The sequence below is a fragment of the Bradyrhizobium dasycarpum genome, from assembly GCF_042019905.1.
GTDB classification, from domain to species: domain Bacteria; phylum Pseudomonadota; class Alphaproteobacteria; order Rhizobiales; family Xanthobacteraceae; genus Bradyrhizobium; species Bradyrhizobium japonicum_B.
The window spans coordinates 6,623,959-6,640,936 of the sequence record NZ_CP169574.1 but is presented as its reverse complement, the minus strand read 5'-3'; the positions used below and the strand labels follow the sequence as shown (position 1 = coordinate 6,640,936).

The following is a 16,978-nucleotide window of genomic DNA, read 5'->3' as shown; positions in this document are numbered from 1 at the left end:
GTCTCTCCAAATCCAACGCTGTTGATGTCTTAAGTCAGTCCAGGCTTCGTCACTCCCGGTGTGCGAGCACACCGTCACCCCGCCTCGCTCCGGCGGCCAAAGATGCGGGCGATCCGTGCGCGCAAAACGTCCGACGCAATCGACCAGAAACTCAGCTCCGCCGGCGTCCCCGACCCTGACGGCACGCCGGACATGTGGCGATCGAGATTGGCGGCGAAGTCCGCGACCAGGCGTTTGGCGAGATCGCGCACCAGGCCGGGACGGCCGATCTGGGCCAGCATTCCCGTGAGCGTGTAGCCGATCGACAGCTCGACCGCGGTCGCGGTGCCGCCGTCCAGCGGAAGCAGGCGATAACGGATCTCGCCTTGCGTCGCCGAATGGCTGCGGTGGTCGGTGCCGATACCGAGGATGCGCCCGGAGAGCGTCGCGGGCTCGCGCGCGACGCGCGCAGCCCCCTCGAAGCTTGCTGCGATCGGCCCGAGCTTCACGCGGATCGATCCTTCCACGCGCTCAGGCCGCGGCGGCGCTGTCAGCGACACGCCGGGAAGGCAGGCGGCGATGCCCGCGATATCGTCGAACATCGCGAACACCTTCGCCGGCGCGTGCGGCAGCGTGAAGCGCTGGTCGAGAACGGTCGCCGGGGTGAAATCGGCAATGGTGCCGCGCGCGACGCTCTCGGACGCCGGAGCCAGCAACGTACGCACAGGCTGCGGGTCGTATCGGCCGGATTCAGCTCGCCCCGAGCCGGCCGGACCGAGGACGGTCCTGCCGCCGTCGGCCAGCGGCGCGACATTGCGCGCGCGCCTCGCCTCGATCACGGCCTGCACCGCGCGCACGATGCCGACATAGCCGGTGCAGCGGCAGAGATTGCCGCTGAGACCGACGCGAATGCGCCGCTCGTCGGCATCCGGCAGACGCAGCACGAGGTCGCGGGCGGAGACCAGCATCCCCGGCGTGCAGTAGCCGCATTGCAGCGCATGCTCGCGGGTGAAGGCGGCGCGCAGCTCGGTCGTGACCTCGTCCTCGTCGAGCCCCTCGATCGTGGTGACGTCGGCGCCCTCGCAGGCCGCCGCATAGGTGATGCAGGAGCGCGCCGGCACACCGTCGAGCAGCACGGTGCAGGCGCCGCAGACGCCGTGCTCGCAGCCGAGATGGGTGCCGGTCAGGTCGAGCTTGTCGCGAACGAAATCGGCAAGGCTGGTGCGCGGCTCGGCCGACAGCTCCACAGCGCGGCGATTGACGTGAAGCGCGATCGTGCTCATGCCGCGGCCTCCTGGACGGCGCGCCTCAGCACGCTGACATGGATATGGCGTTGCGCAGCATCGTCGATGCCGGCCCTGGCCAGAAGGGCGTCGGCGACGCGGAGATCGAAGCGCGGCTTGTAGTCGGCTGTGATGCGGCCGCCGAACACCTCGGCGGCGTCGGTGATGACAATGGGGGTCGTATCGATCGCGCCGATCACGATGCGTGCCGAAGCCGCGGCGGGATCGATCAGGACCGCGCCGATGGCATGGGCGAACTCGCCGGTCTTGCGGCAGCTCTTGGCATAGCCCCAATGCGCCGAGGCCGATCGCGCCGGCACATGGACCGCCTCGACTATCTCGCCCGCGTGCAGCGCAGATTCCAGCGCACCTACCACGAACGTCTCGACGGGCATCGTGCGCGTGCCGGCAAGGCTGCGCAGCGTCACCCGTGCGCCCAGGGCGGCGAGCGCCGAAATCCAATCCGCGGCGGGATCGGCATGGCTGAGCGAGCCGCCGATCGTGCCGCGGTTGCGCACGGCGCGATAGGCGATGTTGGCGGCGACGCCGCGCATGGCGCCGCGGGTCACGTCGGCCGCGCGCCCGTCTTCGATATCGGCGTGGGTGACCAGGGCCCCGAGCACGAGCTCACCGCCGGAAACCTCGGCGCGCTTGAGCTCGGCCAGGCCGGAAATGTCCACGATCAGCTCCGGCTGCACCAGCCGCAGATTGAGCATCGGCCCGAGCGACTGGCCGCCGGCGATGATTTTCGCCGAGCCGCTGCCGGCCGCCAGCATCGAGAGTGCTGCCGTGAGATCGCGTGGGCGTTCATAGGCGAAGGGAGCGGGCTTCATGCCGCACTCCTTTCGGCCGCGCGCGCAGCCAGCACGGCCGCGACGATGCGATGCGGCGTGATCGGCGACTGCATCAGCTCGACGCCGAGCGGGCGGAGCGCGTCGTTGACGGCGTTGGCGATCGCAGCCGGCGGCGCGATCGCACCGCCCTCGCCGATGCCCTTGACGCCGAACTGCGTATAAGGCGACGGCGTCTCCATGTGGTCGAGACGCGCGGCGGGAACCTCGGTCGGCCCGGGCAGCAGATAGTCGGCAAGCGTTGTCGCCAGCGGCTGGCCGGAAGCGTCGAACGGCATCTCCTCATAGAGTGCGGTACCGATGCCTTGCGCGAGGCCGCCGTAGATCTGGCCGTCGACGACGAGCGGATTGACCAGCACGCCGCCGTCCTCGACGATCACGTAGTCGAGGATCTCGACCTCGCCGAGATCAGGATCGACCGCGACCACTGCTGCATGCGCGGCGTAGCTGAAGGTGCCACTATCGCGCACCGGCTTGTAGCCTTGCGTCACCTCGAGGCCGCCGGGATCGACGTCGGCCGGCAGATCCTGCGGGCGGCGGTACCAGGTGTGGGCGATCGCCTTCAGGCTGACGCTGCCATTGACGCCGCGCACCTCGCCATTCTGGAACACCACGGAGGCCGGATCGTGCTGCAACAGTTTTGCGCCGATGCGCCGGGCGCGTTCGCCGAGCTCACGGCACGCGGTCGCGACCGCGCCGCCCGCCATCACCATCGAGCGCGAGCCCCAGGTTCCGGTCGAATAGGGCGTCATCGCGGTGTCGCCGAGGATGATGCGGATCTTCGCGACATCCACGCCGAGGATCTCGTGCGCGACCTGGGCTAGCGTGGTCTCCATGCCCTGCCCGTGCGAATGCACGCCGACGCGCAGTTCGAGGCCGCCGTCGGGCGTCAGCCGGGCTGAGGCCTGCTCATGGCCCGGCACCATTGGGATGCCCCAGCCGGAATAGACTGACGTACCGTGCGCGGCCTGCTCGCAATAGATGGAGACGCCGACGCCGAGACGGCGGCCGTCGGCCTCGCCCCTGCGCTGGCGGCTGCGTATGGCATCGATGCCGATCTGCGCCAGCGCGCGGCGCATCGCCTCCGGATAGTCGCCGCTGTCGAAATGCTTCCGGGTGATGTTGTCGAACGGCATCTGCTCGGGGCGCACCAGGTTGCGCAGCCGGACCTCGCCAGGCTCGAGGCCTGCCTCCGCCGCGACGAGATCGAGCATCAATTCCAGCGCGAAGCAGACGCCGGTGCGCGCCACGCCGCGATAGGGCAGGATCGGACATTTGTTGGTGGCGACCGAGAAGGTGCGGCAGCGATAGGCCGGCATCTTGTAGGGACCGGGCAGGATGCTGGCGACCTGCGCGGCCTCCAAGCAGGCGGAGAACGGATAGGACGAGTAGGCGCCGGAATCCACCGTCGCCTCGCAATCGATGCCGCGCAAGCCGCCGTCGCGGTCGGCATAGAGAGTGATCCTGTAGTGATGTTCGCGGCAATTGGAGCTGGCGACGAGATGCTCGCGTCGGTCCTCGAGCCAGCGCACCGGATGGCCGCAGCGCATCGTCAGCCAGGACAGGCAGACCTCCTCGGGCAGCAGGATGCCCTTGTGGCCGAAACCGCCGCCGACGTCGGGCGAGATGACGCGGATCTGGCCCTCGTCCATGCCGAGGCATTCGGCAAGGCCGCTGCGCGTGATGTGCGGCATCTGCGCCGCCGAATGCAGCGTGAGCTGATCGAGCCGCGGATCGAACGTCGCGACCACGCCGCGGCCTTCGAGCGGCGACATGCATTGCCGCGCGGTCGAGATCTCGCGCGTCACCTTGATCGGGGCGTCGAGCGCGGCGGAGATATCGACCTCGTAATTGGTTTCGAGGAAGACGTTGTCGCCCCAATGCTCGTGCACCAGCGCGGAGCCGGGCTCGCGCGCTTTGAGCATGTCGGTGACCGCGGGCAGCTCTTCGAGATCAATGTCACGGATGCCGCGATGTCCTCCGCTTCGGCCCGCGTCGGCGCGAGGCACATCGCAACGAGCTCGCCGACCTGGCGCACCTTGCCGGTGGCGAGTACCGGCTGCTCCGAGATCTTGAAGCCCGGCAGTCCCGATACCGCGCGGATGGGCTTGATGCCTTCGAGATCGGCCGCCGTGAACACGCTGCCGCGATGGCGTTCGGGCACATGAATGCCGCGGATGCGTGCATGCGCCAGCGGGCTGCGCACGAAGGCGACGTCCTGAAGGCCGGCGAGCCTGACATCGCCGACATACTGGCCGCGGCCGCGCATCAGGCGGTCGTCCTCCTTGCGGGGCAGACGTGCGCCGACGCCCTGCCCCGACTTTCCGTGCGGAAATTCTCGCTCGTTGCGCACTCCGGCGTTCTCCTCCACCGCCCGCCCTTATGCCGCGACAGCTTGCGGCAGGATCGGCGCGATCGCATCGAACCGCGTACCGGCGCGCAGGCAGAAGGCCGGCTGCAGCAGACGTTCGGCGATCACCTCGTTCTTCTCGTTGTCCTTGAGGACAAAGCGGCCGCTCTGCTCCGAGAGCACGGAGACGTCGGCATCCATGCCGACCTTGAGCGCACCGATCTCCCCGCTGCGGCCGAGCATCTTTGCGGGATTGGAGGTGACCATCGGCACCACCTGCTCCAGCGACAGGCCGAGCGCCATCATCGAGCTCATCGCCTGGACCAGGCTGAACTTGGCCTGGCCGGCGAAGGGATGGTTCTCCTCGTCCTCGTGCTGATCCGGCGTTCCCGCCGGCGCGGGCACATGGGTGTTGTAACCGTGAATGTCGGCGCCGAGCGTGGTCGGAACGATGCCGGCGGCGATCGCCTTCTTGGCCAGCCGGTAGGAGAAATGGCTGCCGTGACCGACATCGACCTTCAGGCCGCGGTCGAGCGCTGCCTGGATCACCGGATGCACCTCACCCTCACGATTGACGAAACCGCCGGGATGGCGCGTGAACGGATGGGCCAGGATGTCGCCCTCGCGCAGAAGCGGGATCACGCGCGTCAGGATCGTATCGGCATCCTCGCCGTTGGCGCCGCTCTCGGGCAGGCCCCAGAGCTGGCCGAAATGCACATAGACCGGCAGATCGGCGCGCTTGCCGATCTCAGCCGCCATCTCGATGACGCGGATGCCCCAGCGCGCGAAGCCGCCGATCTCGGCATGCGCCTTGATGCCGCGCACGATGTCGAGATTGGTCGTCGCCGCCTTGACGGTCGCGTCGATGTCGACGCCGTCGGGGCTGTAGAGCTGCGGATAGAAATGCCCCTCGAGGCCGCCAACGAGATAGGCGGACAGGAACGCGTAGACGCGCGAGGCGGCGGACTCCGCGATGAAGTGACGGAAGCCGGGCAGCGTCATGCAGGACGGACCACCCTGATCGACCAGCGTCGTTACACCCGACTGCACGCCGACCATGTCGGGATTCATGCCGAAGCGGCCGGAGACATATTGATAGACATGGGCGTGCGTATCGATCAGCCCGGGCAGCACCAGCTTGCCGCCGACGTCGACGACGTCCCTGGCGCTGGTCGGCAGAATGTCGGACGCGACCGCCGCAATCTTGCCGTTGCGGATCGCGACATCCTTGATGCCATCGACGCCGGAGGCCGGACAAATCACGCGACCGCCTCGCAGCAGAAGGTCGAAGCTGGCAGTGACGGACATGACGCTCTCCTCTTCTTGCGAGGGCGACGGCTTCGTCCCCTCGAATTACGAAGCATGCTTCGCATTTTGACATTACGAAGCATGCTTCGCATTTTGACAAAAGCAAGCATCGTGCCATGATCCCGATGTGGCAGGCGCACTCGAATCGAGCTAAGCGCGGCAGGGTTTCGGCTTGGGAGAGTGTGCATTGCGGCAGGCGAAGACACGGCGCGGCGGGACGAGGCACCGCCCCTGGCCCTTGTCGGAACGGCCCGGCTATCTGATCCGCCGGCTGCACCAGATCCACGTCGCGCTGTTTCAGGAAGCCTGCGGCGAATTCGAGGTCACGCCGCTGCAATACAGCCTGCTCTCGGCGCTGGCGGTGCGTGAAACCGCCGATCAGACCACTTTGGCGGCCGATATCGCCCTCGATCGCACCACGACGACCGGCGCCCTGAAGCGGCTCGCCGCCCGAAACCTGGTCGAGCGTGCGGTGAACAAGGACGATCGCCGGGCCCGGCTGTGCCGACTGACACCGGCCGGAGCCGCGCTGCTGGTTAGAATCGAGGGTGCGGCGCGGCGGGCGCATCGTGCGACGCTCGGCGATCTGAGCCAGCGGGAGCAGGCGCTTTTCATCGAAATGATGCAGCGCATCGTGGCCGGCCATCCCAGTCGCGACAGCGCTACTGCCGTATTCGATTAGGAGCCAGTGCTGCGCTTTTGAGTTGGGCTGCTCAATTTATCATCGTACCGCTGCCCGGCCGAGCAACATCGCCCGCCTCTCGCCGGCGCGGCAGACGTGCCGAAGCGTACTCACGCGCAACATCGGCCAGCGCTTGAAAACGCAATCGCATCCGGCGCGATGCGCATGACCTCCGCATCGACGCCCGCCCGCCCGGCTGCCCCGCTATTCCATGGCACGATTTATGCTGCGGTGATGCGAAGTGTGCTTCGTATCGGGGGATGTCATGACGGATTCCGAACTTCGCGCTGATCTTCACAGCATCGAGCCAATTCCCGACGCGGACCGGGACTCCAGCGGGCCGCAGCAGATGTGGATCTGGGCCGGCGCCAACATCGCGCCGGTGAACTGGGCGCTCGGCGCGCTCGGCATCATCCTCAAGCTCGGCCTGATGGAGACGATCGCGGTCATCGTGCTCGGCAACATCGTGGGCTGCGCGATCTTCGCGACCTTCACGGTGATGGGACACAAGACCGGCGTCAACCAGATGGTGCTGAGCCGGTCCGCCTTCGGCGTGCGCGGCGCCTACCTGCCGAGCATCCTGATGTTCCTGATGACGCTGGGCTGGATCGGCGTCAACACCTACTTCCCGGTGAAGGTCTCGATGGGCATCCTCGACCAGTTCGGCGTGCCCGACACATGGCTGATCGAGATGATCGTCATCACGCTGGTGATGGCGGTGCAGGTGCTGATCGGGATCTACGGCTTCTACGCGATCCGCACCTTCGAGAAATACACGGTGCCGCCGACCATCGCCATCATGGTGCTGATGAGCGTGCTGGCCTGGACGCGGCCCGGCGTCGTCAACTGGAGCTTGACCACCTCGCTGCCGCCCGGCGCGCATCTGGCGATGCTGACGATGCTGATGACCGCAATCGGCGTCGGCTGGGGGATCTCCTGGGTCACCTGGGCCTCCGACTATTCGCGCTTCGTGCCGCGCTCCACGCCATCGAAGGCCGTGTTCTGGTACAGCTATATCGGCATGTTCGTGCCGACGGTCTGGCTCGGCATTCTCGGCGCGACCATTGCCTCGACGACGCTGGACACCGACCCCGCCAAGATGGTCAGCGCGGTGTTTGGCGGTCCGGTCAGCATCCTCGTGCTCTTGATGGTGCTGCATGGCCCGATCGCGACCAACATCCTCAACGTCTATTCGGCGACGCTGGCGGCGCTGAGCGCGGGACTGAAACTCTCGCGCTTCTGGCTCACCGTCATCGTCGGCGTCGCCGGCTATCTGGTCACCCTCTACTTCATCTTCGCGCCGTCCTTCGCGAAGGCGTTCGACCATTGGATGATCAGCCTGCTGTTGTGGATGAGCCCGTGGGCCGGCGTGGTGCTCGCCGACTTCTTCATCAAGCGCAAGGGCAAGATCGAGGTGGCCGAGCTCTATCGCGCGCCGGAGAGCAGCGCCTATGGCGACATCAACTGGGCCGGCATGATTGCGTTCTTCGCCGGCCTCGTTGCCGGATGGCTGGTGCAGGACGGCCTCGTCAGCGCGCTGCAGGGACCGATTTCGACCTACCTGCTGGGCGGCGCCGATCTGAGCTGGCTGTTCGGAATTGGCGTGGCGGGCCTCGTCTATCTCGGGCTCGGCAAGCTCGTGACCTCGCCCTCCTCGATCGTTGCGAGCAGCACAGGCAGGTAGTGGGATCACGTCCTGCGCTCCACGCCCGGGAACGTCCAGTGGGGATTTTGGGACGGGCGACTGAAGCCGGTGCTCCGGATCGCATCCGGAGACCGGGTCACCATCGAGACGCTCTCGGGCGAGCCGGACGATCTGCCAGATCCCTCGCTCGGCTTTGAGGTGGTGCCTGGACATGCGGAGGTGCTGGCAAGCGCCTTCCGCGGTCCGGGCCCGCATCTTCTCACCGGGCCGATCCACATCGAGGGCGCGGAGCCGGGCGACGTGCTAGAAGTGCGCGTCTTGCGCATCGAGCTGCGCTGCGATTGGGGCTGGAATTTGCAGGTGCCGACGCTCGGCACCCTGCCCGAGGACTTTCCGGAATTCCGCCGCATCCACATTCCGCTGGACCGCGCGCGCAATGTCGCAAAGCTTCCCTGGGGCCAGGAGCTGCCGCTCTCCCCCTTCTTCGGCAATTTTGGCGTGGCGCCGCCGCTCGCCTGGGGCCGGCTGTCCTCGAAGGAGCCGCGCACGTTCGGCGGCAACATGGACAACAAGGAGCTCGTGGCCGGCAGCACGCTGTATTTTCCGGTGTTCGTACCGGGCGCGCTGTTCTCCGCCGGAGACGGCCATGCGCTCCAGGGCGATGGCGAGGTCTGCCTGACCGCGATAGAGGCCGCGCTCACCGGCACTTTCGAATTCCATATCCGCCGCGATTTTCGTCTCGCCTCGCCGCGTGCCGAGACGGCATCCGACTGGATCACCATGGGGTTCGACGAGGATCTCGACGACGCGGCCAAGGCGGCGCTGCGCGACATGATCGCGCTAATCCGCGAGAAGAGCGGCCTCAGCGCGCAGGACGCCTACACGCTCTGCTCGATCGCCGCCGACCTCAGGATCACGCAGATGGTCGATGGCAACAAGGGCGTCCACTGTGTCCTGACAAAATCCCGCATGCCCTGACCGCGCCCTTCTCTGGACCAGGCGCCACGCGAGCTGCGCCTGATCAGACCAGGCTCGACTTGCCGCGGCTCAGCACCTCGCCTGCGCCCTTGTCGCCGACGATCTTGCCGCGTTCGTACACGACGCGCCCCCGCGCAATGGTGGTGACGGGCCAGCCGGTGACGTCAAAACCTTCCCAGGGCGTGTAGTCCGCGCCGTGGTGCAGGTCAGCCTGCTGGATTTTCCTCCTCAGCTTCGGGTCCCACAGCACGACATCGGCATCGAAGCCAACGCCGATCGAGCCCTTGCGCGGATACAGGCCGTAGATTCTGGGCGTGGTTGGTCGCGGTCAGCTCGACGAACTTCTGCAAGCTGATGCGTCCCTTCGAGACGCCCTCGGAGAACAGGATCGGCAGCCGCGTCTCGACGCCGGGAATACCGTTCGGCACCCAGCGGAACGAGGTGCGGGCGTTCGGCGTCAGCTTGCCCTTGGGATCGTCGTAGCGGAACGGGCAGTGATCGGACGAGAAGGTCTGGAACACGCCTGTGGTGATGCCCTCCCAGATCGCCTGCTGGCTCTCGGCATCGCGTGGCGGCGGCGAGCATACATATTTGGCGCCTGTGATGTCCATGTTCAGGCCCTTCATGTCGTCGGCCGTCAGCGTGATGTATTGCGGGCAAGTCTCCGCATGAACAGGCAGGCCGCGCTGCTGCGCCCAGCGCACCTGCTCCATCGCCTCGCGCCCGGAGACGTGCACGATCATGATGGGCACGCCGATCACCTCGGCATGACTGATGGCGCGATGCGTCGCCTCGCGCTCGACCGCCTGCGGTCGCGACACGCCGTGATAATGAGGCGCGATGTGGCCCTCGCGCTCGAGCTTCGAGGTCAGGAAGCGGATGGCATCGTAGCCCTCGCAATGGACCATGACCAGCGCCTCCTCGCGGCGCGCGACCTCGAACACCTCGAGCAGCTGCTTGTCGCTGAGCACGAGGTCGTCATAGGTCATGAACACCTTGAAGGAGGTGTAGCCGTCCTTGACCAGGGCCGGCAGCTCCTGCCCGAGCACGACCGCGGTCGGATCGGAGATGATGAGGTGGAACGCAGTGTCGATATAGCATTCCCCTTCCGCGAGTTTGCGGTAGTTCTCCACGCACGTGCGCAGCGAGCTGCCCTTCTCCTGCAGCGCGAACGGCAGCACCATGGTGTTGCCGCCGGCCGCTGCTGCGCGCGTGGCCGAGGCGAAATCGTCGGCCATCACGACATCGGGGCCGGAGGGCTGGGAGATGTGGACATGGCTGTCGATGCCGCCCGGTAGTGCCAGCAGGCCGGTCGCGTCGATCTCGCGCGCAGCACCTTCGAGATGATCGGCAATGCTGACGATGCGACCGTCGCGAATGCCGATGTCAGCGCGAAACTCGTCGCTGGCCGTCACGATGGTGCCGCCCCGAATGGCGAGGTCGAGCTGGGTCACAGGCGCCTCCGTTACTTGATGACCGCTGGTGTCTGGAAGATCCGGCCCCACTGCGCAAGAGCGGAGATGTCCCCTCCGGCCAGCTCAAGGGCTCGCCACAACGTCACCGCGACCGAATCGAGGACGGCGATGTTCAATTCCCGTTCGAGCGAAGCCGCAAGCGCGGCCCCGTCGAGATTGGTGCAAAGGATAACAATCGCGTCGGCACCTTCCACCGCCACCGCGCAGATCATGTCCGCGATGGTCGCAGGCGCAACCTCGCCGAAGGAAAAATTGTCGCGCAAGCCCAGATGCCGCTCGGCGTAGGGGGCAACGCCTTCCTCGGACCAGACATCGCCGATCCGCCGCTGCACGTCATCGGTATAGGGCGAGACCAAACCGATGCGTCTCGCACCGAGCGCGCGCGCGGCATCGATGCAGGCGAGCGTGGATGTCGTCGCGGGCACGCCCGTGCGCGCCGTGATCGCCTCGCACAGGGTCCGGTCGCGGCCGATGCCGAGCCAGCTCGCGGAGGTGCCGTTCCAGGCGATGGCATCGACTTTTGCGTCGGCCAACAAATCCGCCGCCGGCAGCATGACCGAGGCGTCGAACTGGTTCAGCGCGGCGGCATCGAGCGCGATCTCGGTGACGCGGAAGCGCGAGAAATGCGCGGTGACATCCGTCACGCCAGCGAGCATCGCGCTGGTGACGGGCTCGAGCACCGAGTTCGACGACGGCGTGATCATGCCGAGACGCTTGCGCATGGTCCTACTCTACGACGCCTGGGCAAGCCGCGTCGACTCCTCCCGGATCAGGGACAGGATGTGGCGCTTGGCGTCGTTGAATTCGGGACTGGTGATGTCACGAGGGCGCGGCAGGTCGAAATTAAGGTCCTCGCGGATCCGGCCGGGCCGCTTCGTCATCACCACAATCTTGTTGCCGAGCACCAGCGCCTCGTCGACGCTGTGGGTGACGAACACGATGGTGCAGCGGCGCTTCTGCCAGATCGCGACCAGTTCTTCCTGCATTTCCAGCTTGGTCTGGGCGTCCAGCGCCGCAAACGGTTCGTCCATCAGGATGACGCTGGGGTTCATGAGCAGCGCACGGGCGATGCCGACGCGCTGGTTCATGCCGCCGGACATTTCCGAGGGATGATGATGCTCGAAACCGCGCAGGCCCACGAGATCGACGAACTCCATCGCCCTGTCGTGCCGCTCGGCTTTCGCAACGCCCTTGAGCTTGAGATGAAAGGCGATGTTGTCGATCGCGGTCAGCCACGGCATCAGCGTCGGCTGCTGGAAGACGACACCGCGGTCGGAGCCGGGCCGCTCCACCTGCTTGCCGTCCACCAGCGTGCGGCCGGAGGTCGCGTGCTCGAAGCCGGCGATGATGTTCAGCAGCGTGGACTTGCCGCAACCGGACGGGCCGAGCAGGCAGACGAAATCATTGGCCTCGATGTCGAGATTGATGTTGTCGAGCGTCAAGAGGTCACGGCCACGCCGCTTGTCGGAAAACACCTTGACGATGTTGCGAAGCACGATGGCCGCCATCAGCCTGCCCTGCCCTGTACGGTGGTTGTCTGCTGCCAGCGCAGCGTGCGCGCCATGACCGCCTTGAGCCCGAGGTCGGAGAGATAGCCGAGCAGTCCGATCGAGATCATCGCGGCGAGTACGATGTCGTAGCGCAGGAAGTAGTAAGAATCCCATAAGACGTAGCCGAGGCCGCTCTTGACCGCGACCATTTCGGCCGTGACCGTCAGCATCCAGGCCGAGCCGATCGCAATACGGAGGCCGGCGAAGATCGAGGGCAGCGCCGCCGGGAGCACGATGTCCGTCAGCATCTGCCGCTGGCTCGCGCCCATCATCGCACCGGCGCGGACGAGGTTGTGATCCACCGTCTTCACCCCGTGAATGCTGTTCATCAACACCGGAAAGAAGGCGCCGAGGAAGACGAGGAAGATCGCCGGCTTGTCCGCGATGCCGAACCAGATGATCGCCAGGGGAATCCATGAGACCGGCGGGATCGGCCGTAACATTTGCAGCGTCGGTTCCAGCGTCTTCTCGAACAGGCGCGACCAGCCGATGGCGACACCGGCGAGAATGCCGAGCAGGCTCGCCAACGCAAAGCCGCCGAACACGCGCGAGGCGCTGGCGAGCGCGTCGCGCAGCCAGTGTCCGGAATAGGTCTGGGTGGTCTCGTCGAAGCCGAACACCCAGTCGCCGAGCGCATGCAGCACGGCGCTGGGCGCCGGCAGCAGCGCGGGCGGCAACATGCCGCTGCGAGCAAACGCCTCCCAGCCCGCGACCAGCAGCGCCGGCACGACAAAGCGTTCGAGCCCTTGAAGCGCCCGCGTCAGCCGAAACGCCGGCCTGGCCGGAGCCGTGTCAGTAACCGAGGTCATTCTTGGCCTTTCCGGTGGCCTGCTCCAGGAACGAATAGTCCATATTCTTCTCCGCCTCCGCGGAGACGTCCTTGGAGATATACTTGAGGTCGCGCATCATCGCGGCGATGGCAAGCGTCTGGGCACGGTGGATCGCCGGATCGGGCGAAGCGTTTTTCAACGCCTCGGTCGCTACCGCCTTGTCGAGGCCGGTGAGCTTGTTGATGACCTCGATCCACGGCGCCTTGTCGGCGATCAGCTTGTTGTCGAGTTCGACCACAGCGCTGACGACACCCTGGACGCCGTCGCGCCGGCTGGCGATCACGTCGGAACGGGTGACGATCAAATTGGTCAGATTGCTCGCGGCCTGGTCGTACGGCAGCACGAAGTGCTTGCCGGCACCGGCGAGCCGGATCTGCGAGGCGAATGGCTCGACCGAGCAGATCATGTCGACCTCGCCGCGCTGCAGCGCCGCGAGATGGTCGGACGGATTGGGGATATTGATGAACTGGATGTCCTTGTTGGGGTCGACGCCCTGCTTGAGAAACGCGCCGCGCATGTGGATGTCCTGCGCGTTGCCGCGGGAGGCCGCAACCTTCAACGGCTGACCATCGCTTTTGCCCTTGGCAACGACGGCCTTGAATGCGGTCCAATCATCGGGCGGCAGATTCAGTTTCGCGGAGGAGAGACATTCCGAGCCGCCGTTGATCTGGCCGGACACGGCGACGACGTCAAAGCCCTTGTCGAGCGCGGTGATGTAATGGAGGTAAGTAACCTGCGCGACGTCGATGCTCTTTGAGATCAGGGCCGTGAGCACGTCGTTGCCCGAGTTGAAGCCGGTGGCCTCGACCTCAACGCCCTTCGCCATGCCCGGGATCAGCGACATCGGCAGGCAGTGCGCGCATTTCGCATAGCCGAGCTTGATCTTCGCAGTCTGCGCAATGGCGAGTTCGCCCCCGCCGAACACCGCCGCCATCACCACGAGACCCACTCGCAAACTCGTCCGCATCGCTCACTCCGTTTCGAAGGCGCTAGACCTCGCGCGTCTCGGGAGATCATCGGTCGGCCTTTGCGGCAGCGCAACGGGGATTCTGCATGCTGCATACAATTTGCGCGCTATGCCATTGTTTTCAGCGGCATGCGTCGGTATTTTGGGCAAGCCAAGCGGCCGGAAACGGCTAGGATGAACTGAAGCAACGAGGCACGCGTGCAGCAGAAGTCGGAAACCCCGAAGGGCCGAAAATCGCCCAAACTCAAGAGGATGGGCTTGCATGAGCGCGCCGCCGCGCGGATGCGGACGATGATCATTCGCGGCGAGCTGGCGCCGGGCTCGCAGACCCAGGAGACCAAGCTGTCGAAGGAGCTGGGCGTGTCCCGTACTCCCCTTCGTGAGGCCATGAAGGTGCTCGCGGCCGAAGGGTTGATCGAGCTTCGCCCCAACCGTAGCCCGCGCATCGCCGACATCGCGATCGCCGGCATCTCGGAGTTGTTCGAAGCGCTCGCGGGGATCGAACGGCTGGCCGCAGAGCTTGCCGCCGAGCGCGCGACCGAACGCGACCTCGCCCGCCTGCGGACGCTTCAGACCCGGATGGAGGGGCATCACCGCAACGGCAAGCTCGACGATTATTTTGCCATCAACGGCGAAATCCACAGCACGATCGTCCGGATGGCGCGCAACGCGCCGCTCCGCGAAGCGCACGAGACACTGATCTCCCGCGCCGAGCGTGCACGCTATCTGGCACTGGGTGCCGACAAGCGCTGGAGCAATTCGGTCGACGAACACGCCGGTATCCTCGCCGCGCTCGAGGCGCGTGACAGCGAGGCGGCAGGACGCCTGCTCGGCGCCCATGTCCGCCAGACCGGCACCGCACTGCTCGAAACGCTCGCGCCCAAGGCAAAGCTGACGGCAGCCTGACCATGAAGCTGCTGCTGCTCAATCCCAACACCAGCGCAGGGGTCACCCAGTTGATGAGCGATGTCGGGCAGCGCGCGGCCGCGCCCGACACCGAGATCATCCCCTGCACCGCGACACGCGGCGTGCCCTATATCGCGACGCGAACCGAGGCGCAGATCGGCGGCGCGATCGCGCTGGAGATGCTGGCCGAGCAGCACACCAAGGTCGATGCTGCGATCATTGCAGCGTTCGGCGATCCCGGCCTGTTCGCTGCGCGCGAGACTTTTGACATTCCCGTGGTGGGCATGGCCGAAGCCGCGATGCTGAGCGCCTGTATGACCGGACGGCGCTTTGGCATTGTCACCTTCGCCCAGGCACTCGGGCCCTGGTACGAAGAGTGCGTCCGCGACCACGGCCTGCGGGAGCGCTGCGCCGGCATCCGCATGCTCGATACGCCGTTCAAGGCGATTTCGGAGGTCGGCAGCGAGAAGGAAGATCTACTCGTCGACCTCGCGCACCGCGCCATCGTCGAAGACGAGGCCGATGTCCTGATCTTCGCAGGCGCGCCGCTCTCGGGCCTTGCCGAACGCGTCGCTGAGCGGATCCCCGTTCCCGTCGTCGACCAGGTCGTCGCCGCCGTGAAGCAGGCCGAGGCTCTGGTCGCGTTGCGCCTGCGCAAGGCCACGGCGGGCACGTACCGCCGGCCCGCTGCCAAACCCACCATCGGTCTTGCCGGTGCGCTCGCCGCCCGGCTCGAGCATCGCGACAGCTAGGGGAGCTTCGGCCGGCGATGCGAAAAGCCCAATTCCTTTTCGATGGCACGGCCGAAGGCAAACAGGCGAGATTCGCAGCCGGGCGGCGCGATGATCTGGACGCCGAAGGGCAGCTCATTCTCCCCTCGCCGCATCGGCAAGGTCAGGACCGGAAAGCCGACCAGCGAGACGATGAAGGTGATGGCGAGATAGTCGATCGGGGTTTCCAGGGCTGCGCCATCGATCGCCGCGACGTCACTAACCTCGTTCGGCCAGGGGAAGACCGACGCCGCCGGCGCAATCAGGAAATCGGCGCGCGCGAACAGCTCGCGAAAGCTGCGGTAGATCGCGGTGCGCCGCCGTTCGGCGTTGAGGTAATCCTCCGCCGAGAGCCTGGCGCCCGCCTCAATGTTCCAGATCACGGTGGGTGTGAGTTCGTCGCGGCGCGTCCTCAGCAGTTCGCCGTAGCTGTTGGCGATGTGGGCGGCACGAAGAGTGCGGAAGGTCTCGACCGCGCCGCTGCAATCGGGCGAGGATGGGACGATTTCGGCAACACGCGCGAGCGCTTCGCAAGCATCAGCGAAACACGCGCGAATATTGCGTCCGACCGGCGCAACCCCAAAATCGGGGGTCACTGCGATCCGGGGGCGCCCTGCAAGGGGCCGATCGTCATTGCCTACGCCGATCGACATCGGATCATTCGCGTCGCTACCAGCGCAGACCGACAACACCAGTTCGAGATCATCGACGCTGCGGGCAAGAAAACCGTGGCTGGCCAGCATGTCCCACCCGAGTGGCCGGCGCGGCGACGGGATGCGGCCGGGCGTCGGCCGGATCGAGGCGACGCCGCAGAAGCTGGCGGGCGTGCGCACCGAGCCGCCGAAATCGGTGCCGTGCGCGAGCGGCACCATGCCGGCAGCAACCGCAACGGCGGAGCCGCCGGACGATCCGCCGGAGGTCAACGCGCGATTGAAGGGATTGCGCGTCGGCCCGCACAATTTGTTGGTGCAGACCGCGCCGAAACCGAACTCCGGCGTGTTGGTCTTGCCCATGATGATCGCTCCAGCGTGCCGCAGCCGTACCACCACGAGATCGTCCTCGGCCGGCACGTGGTTGCGAAACAGAACCGAACCGTAGGTGGTCGCAAGCCCCGCAGTGTCGGTGAGATCCTTGATCGCGACCGGCACCCCATGCAGCGGGCCAGCTGGCGCAGTCGCCGCGTCGCAGATGTCCGCCGCACGGCGGGCACCGTCCGCATCAACCGTCACGAACGCCGCCAATTGCGCATCCTGATCCGTGATCCGCGCCAGATGCACCTCGACGACCTCGCGCGAGGACAGCTCGCCCTTTGCAATGGCGCTCGCGAGGGTCGTGGCGGTGAGGTCGCAAATCGATCGATCCGAGGTCATCGGACAACAATGCCAAAATGCGCCGAAAAAAGCG

General features: G+C 66.3%; 13 protein-coding genes and 2 pseudogenes. 5 read left to right on the top strand and 10 right to left on the bottom strand.

Annotated features, from left to right (window positions below; translation table 11 throughout):
- Positions 1–74: 74 nt before the first annotated feature.
- The 4 genes and pseudogenes from ACETMP_RS31660 to ACETMP_RS31645 form a co-directional block, all read right to left on the bottom strand.
- Positions 75–1,262, bottom strand: a complete 1,188-nt coding sequence (locus ACETMP_RS31660; RefSeq protein WP_375159207.1) for a 2Fe-2S iron-sulfur cluster-binding protein — start codon at positions 1,260–1,262, stop codon at positions 75–77.
- Positions 1,259–2,095, bottom strand: coding sequence for an FAD binding domain-containing protein (locus ACETMP_RS31655; RefSeq protein ID WP_375159206.1), 837 nt, complete (start codon positions 2,093–2,095; stop codon positions 1,259–1,261). Before ACETMP_RS31655 ends, ACETMP_RS31660 begins: the two co-directional genes overlap by 4 nt.
- Positions 2,092–4,484 (bottom strand): annotated as a pseudogene (locus tag ACETMP_RS31650) (xanthine dehydrogenase family protein molybdopterin-binding subunit). The gene ACETMP_RS31655 and the pseudogene ACETMP_RS31650 overlap by 4 nt, the downstream one beginning before the upstream one ends.
- 9 nt (positions 4,485–4,493) lie before the next feature.
- Complete coding sequence (locus tag ACETMP_RS31645) at positions 4,494–5,771, bottom strand: amidohydrolase/deacetylase family metallohydrolase (RefSeq protein WP_375159205.1); 1,278 nt, start codon at positions 5,769–5,771, stop codon at positions 4,494–4,496.
- 187 nt (positions 5,772–5,958) lie between these two features.
- Here ACETMP_RS31645 and ACETMP_RS31640 point away from each other — a divergent pair, with 187 nt between their 5' ends.
- The 3 genes from ACETMP_RS31640 (at position 5,959) to ACETMP_RS31630 (ending at position 9,076) form a co-directional block, all read left to right on the top strand.
- Positions 5,959–6,453 carry a MarR family winged helix-turn-helix transcriptional regulator gene (locus tag ACETMP_RS31640; protein WP_375159204.1) on the top strand — a complete coding sequence of 165 codons (495 nt, stop codon included), beginning with the start codon at positions 5,959–5,961 and terminating at the stop codon, positions 6,451–6,453.
- A 265-nt stretch (positions 6,454–6,718) separates the two neighbouring features.
- Positions 6,719–8,137: a cytosine permease gene (locus ACETMP_RS31635; protein WP_375159203.1), complete on the top strand. Its 1,419-nt coding sequence runs from the start codon at positions 6,719–6,721 to the stop codon at positions 8,135–8,137.
- Positions 8,138–8,197: 60 nt separating this feature from the next.
- A complete protein-coding gene (locus ACETMP_RS31630) occupies positions 8,198–9,076 on the top strand; it encodes an acetamidase/formamidase family protein (RefSeq protein ID WP_375162035.1) in 879 nt (292 codons plus the stop codon).
- 43 nt (positions 9,077–9,119) lie between these two features.
- Here ACETMP_RS31630 and hydA read toward each other — a convergent pair.
- From hydA to ACETMP_RS31605, 5 genes and pseudogenes are all read right to left on the bottom strand, one after another.
- Positions 9,120–10,530 (bottom strand): annotated as a pseudogene (gene hydA, locus ACETMP_RS31625) (dihydropyrimidinase).
- An 11-nt stretch (positions 10,531–10,541) separates the two neighbouring features.
- Positions 10,542–11,273, bottom strand: a complete 732-nt coding sequence (locus tag ACETMP_RS31620; protein ID WP_375159202.1) for an aspartate/glutamate racemase family protein — start codon at positions 11,271–11,273, stop codon at positions 10,542–10,544.
- A gap of 9 nt (positions 11,274–11,282) precedes the next feature.
- The gene (locus ACETMP_RS31615; protein ID WP_375159201.1) at positions 11,283–12,059 is read right to left on the bottom strand and encodes an ABC transporter ATP-binding protein; all 777 of its coding nucleotides are present in this window, start codon (positions 12,057–12,059) and stop codon (positions 11,283–11,285) included.
- Positions 12,059–12,910, bottom strand: a complete 852-nt coding sequence (locus tag ACETMP_RS31610) for an ABC transporter permease (protein WP_375159200.1) — start codon at positions 12,908–12,910, stop codon at positions 12,059–12,061. Before ACETMP_RS31610 ends, ACETMP_RS31615 begins: the two co-directional genes overlap by 1 nt.
- Entirely contained in the window at positions 12,894–13,898 is a 1,005-nt protein-coding gene (locus ACETMP_RS31605; RefSeq protein WP_375159199.1) for an ABC transporter substrate-binding protein, read from the bottom strand. The genes ACETMP_RS31610 and ACETMP_RS31605 overlap by 17 nt, the downstream gene beginning before the upstream one ends.
- 198 nt (positions 13,899–14,096) lie before the next feature.
- Here ACETMP_RS31605 and ACETMP_RS31600 point away from each other — a divergent pair, with 198 nt between their 5' ends.
- Together ACETMP_RS31600 and ACETMP_RS31595 are read left to right on the top strand one after the other, a co-directional pair.
- Positions 14,097–14,804 (top strand): GntR family transcriptional regulator, encoded by a 708-nt coding sequence (locus ACETMP_RS31600; RefSeq protein WP_375159198.1) that lies wholly within the window; start codon positions 14,097–14,099, stop codon positions 14,802–14,804.
- Positions 14,805–14,806: 2 nt separating this feature from the next.
- Positions 14,807–15,556 (top strand): aspartate/glutamate racemase family protein, encoded by a 750-nt coding sequence (locus ACETMP_RS31595; RefSeq protein ID WP_375159197.1) that lies wholly within the window; start codon positions 14,807–14,809, stop codon positions 15,554–15,556.
- On the opposite strand, the gene ACETMP_RS31590 is transcribed toward ACETMP_RS31595, so the two are convergent.
- The gene (locus ACETMP_RS31590) at positions 15,553–16,944 is read right to left on the bottom strand and encodes an amidase (protein ID WP_375159196.1); all 1,392 of its coding nucleotides are present in this window, start codon (positions 16,942–16,944) and stop codon (positions 15,553–15,555) included. The two genes, ACETMP_RS31595 and ACETMP_RS31590, sit on opposite strands and share 4 nt — an antisense overlap.
- Positions 16,945–16,978 lie beyond the last annotated feature (34 nt).

Excerpts from the sequence above, each read along its gene's own strand:
- ACETMP_RS31655 (WP_375159206.1), bottom strand. The coding sequence starts at position 2,095 with ATGAAGCCCGCTCCCTTCGCCTATGAACGCCCACGCGATCTCACGGCA.
- ACETMP_RS31645 (WP_375159205.1), bottom strand. The coding sequence starts at position 5,771 with ATGTCCGTCACTGCCAGCTTCGACCTTCTGCTGCGAGGCGGTCGCGTG.
- ACETMP_RS31605 (WP_375159199.1), bottom strand. The coding sequence starts at position 13,898 with ATGCGGACGAGTTTGCGAGTGGGTCTCGTGGTGATGGCGGCGGTGTTC.
- ACETMP_RS31615 (WP_375159201.1), bottom strand. The coding sequence starts at position 12,059 with ATGGCGGCCATCGTGCTTCGCAACATCGTCAAGGTGTTTTCCGACAAG.
- ACETMP_RS31590 (WP_375159196.1), bottom strand. The coding sequence starts at position 16,944 with ATGACCTCGGATCGATCGATTTGCGACCTCACCGCCACGACCCTCGCG.
- ACETMP_RS31610 (WP_375159200.1), bottom strand. The coding sequence starts at position 12,910 with ATGACCTCGGTTACTGACACGGCTCCGGCCAGGCCGGCGTTTCGGCTG.
- ACETMP_RS31595 (WP_375159197.1), top strand. The coding sequence starts at position 14,807 with ATGAAGCTGCTGCTGCTCAATCCCAACACCAGCGCAGGGGTCACCCAG.
- ACETMP_RS31620 (WP_375159202.1), bottom strand. The coding sequence starts at position 11,273 with ATGCGCAAGCGTCTCGGCATGATCACGCCGTCGTCGAACTCGGTGCTC.
- ACETMP_RS31660 (WP_375159207.1), bottom strand. The coding sequence starts at position 1,262 with ATGAGCACGATCGCGCTTCACGTCAATCGCCGCGCTGTGGAGCTGTCG.
- ACETMP_RS31635 (WP_375159203.1), top strand. The coding sequence starts at position 6,719 with ATGACGGATTCCGAACTTCGCGCTGATCTTCACAGCATCGAGCCAATT.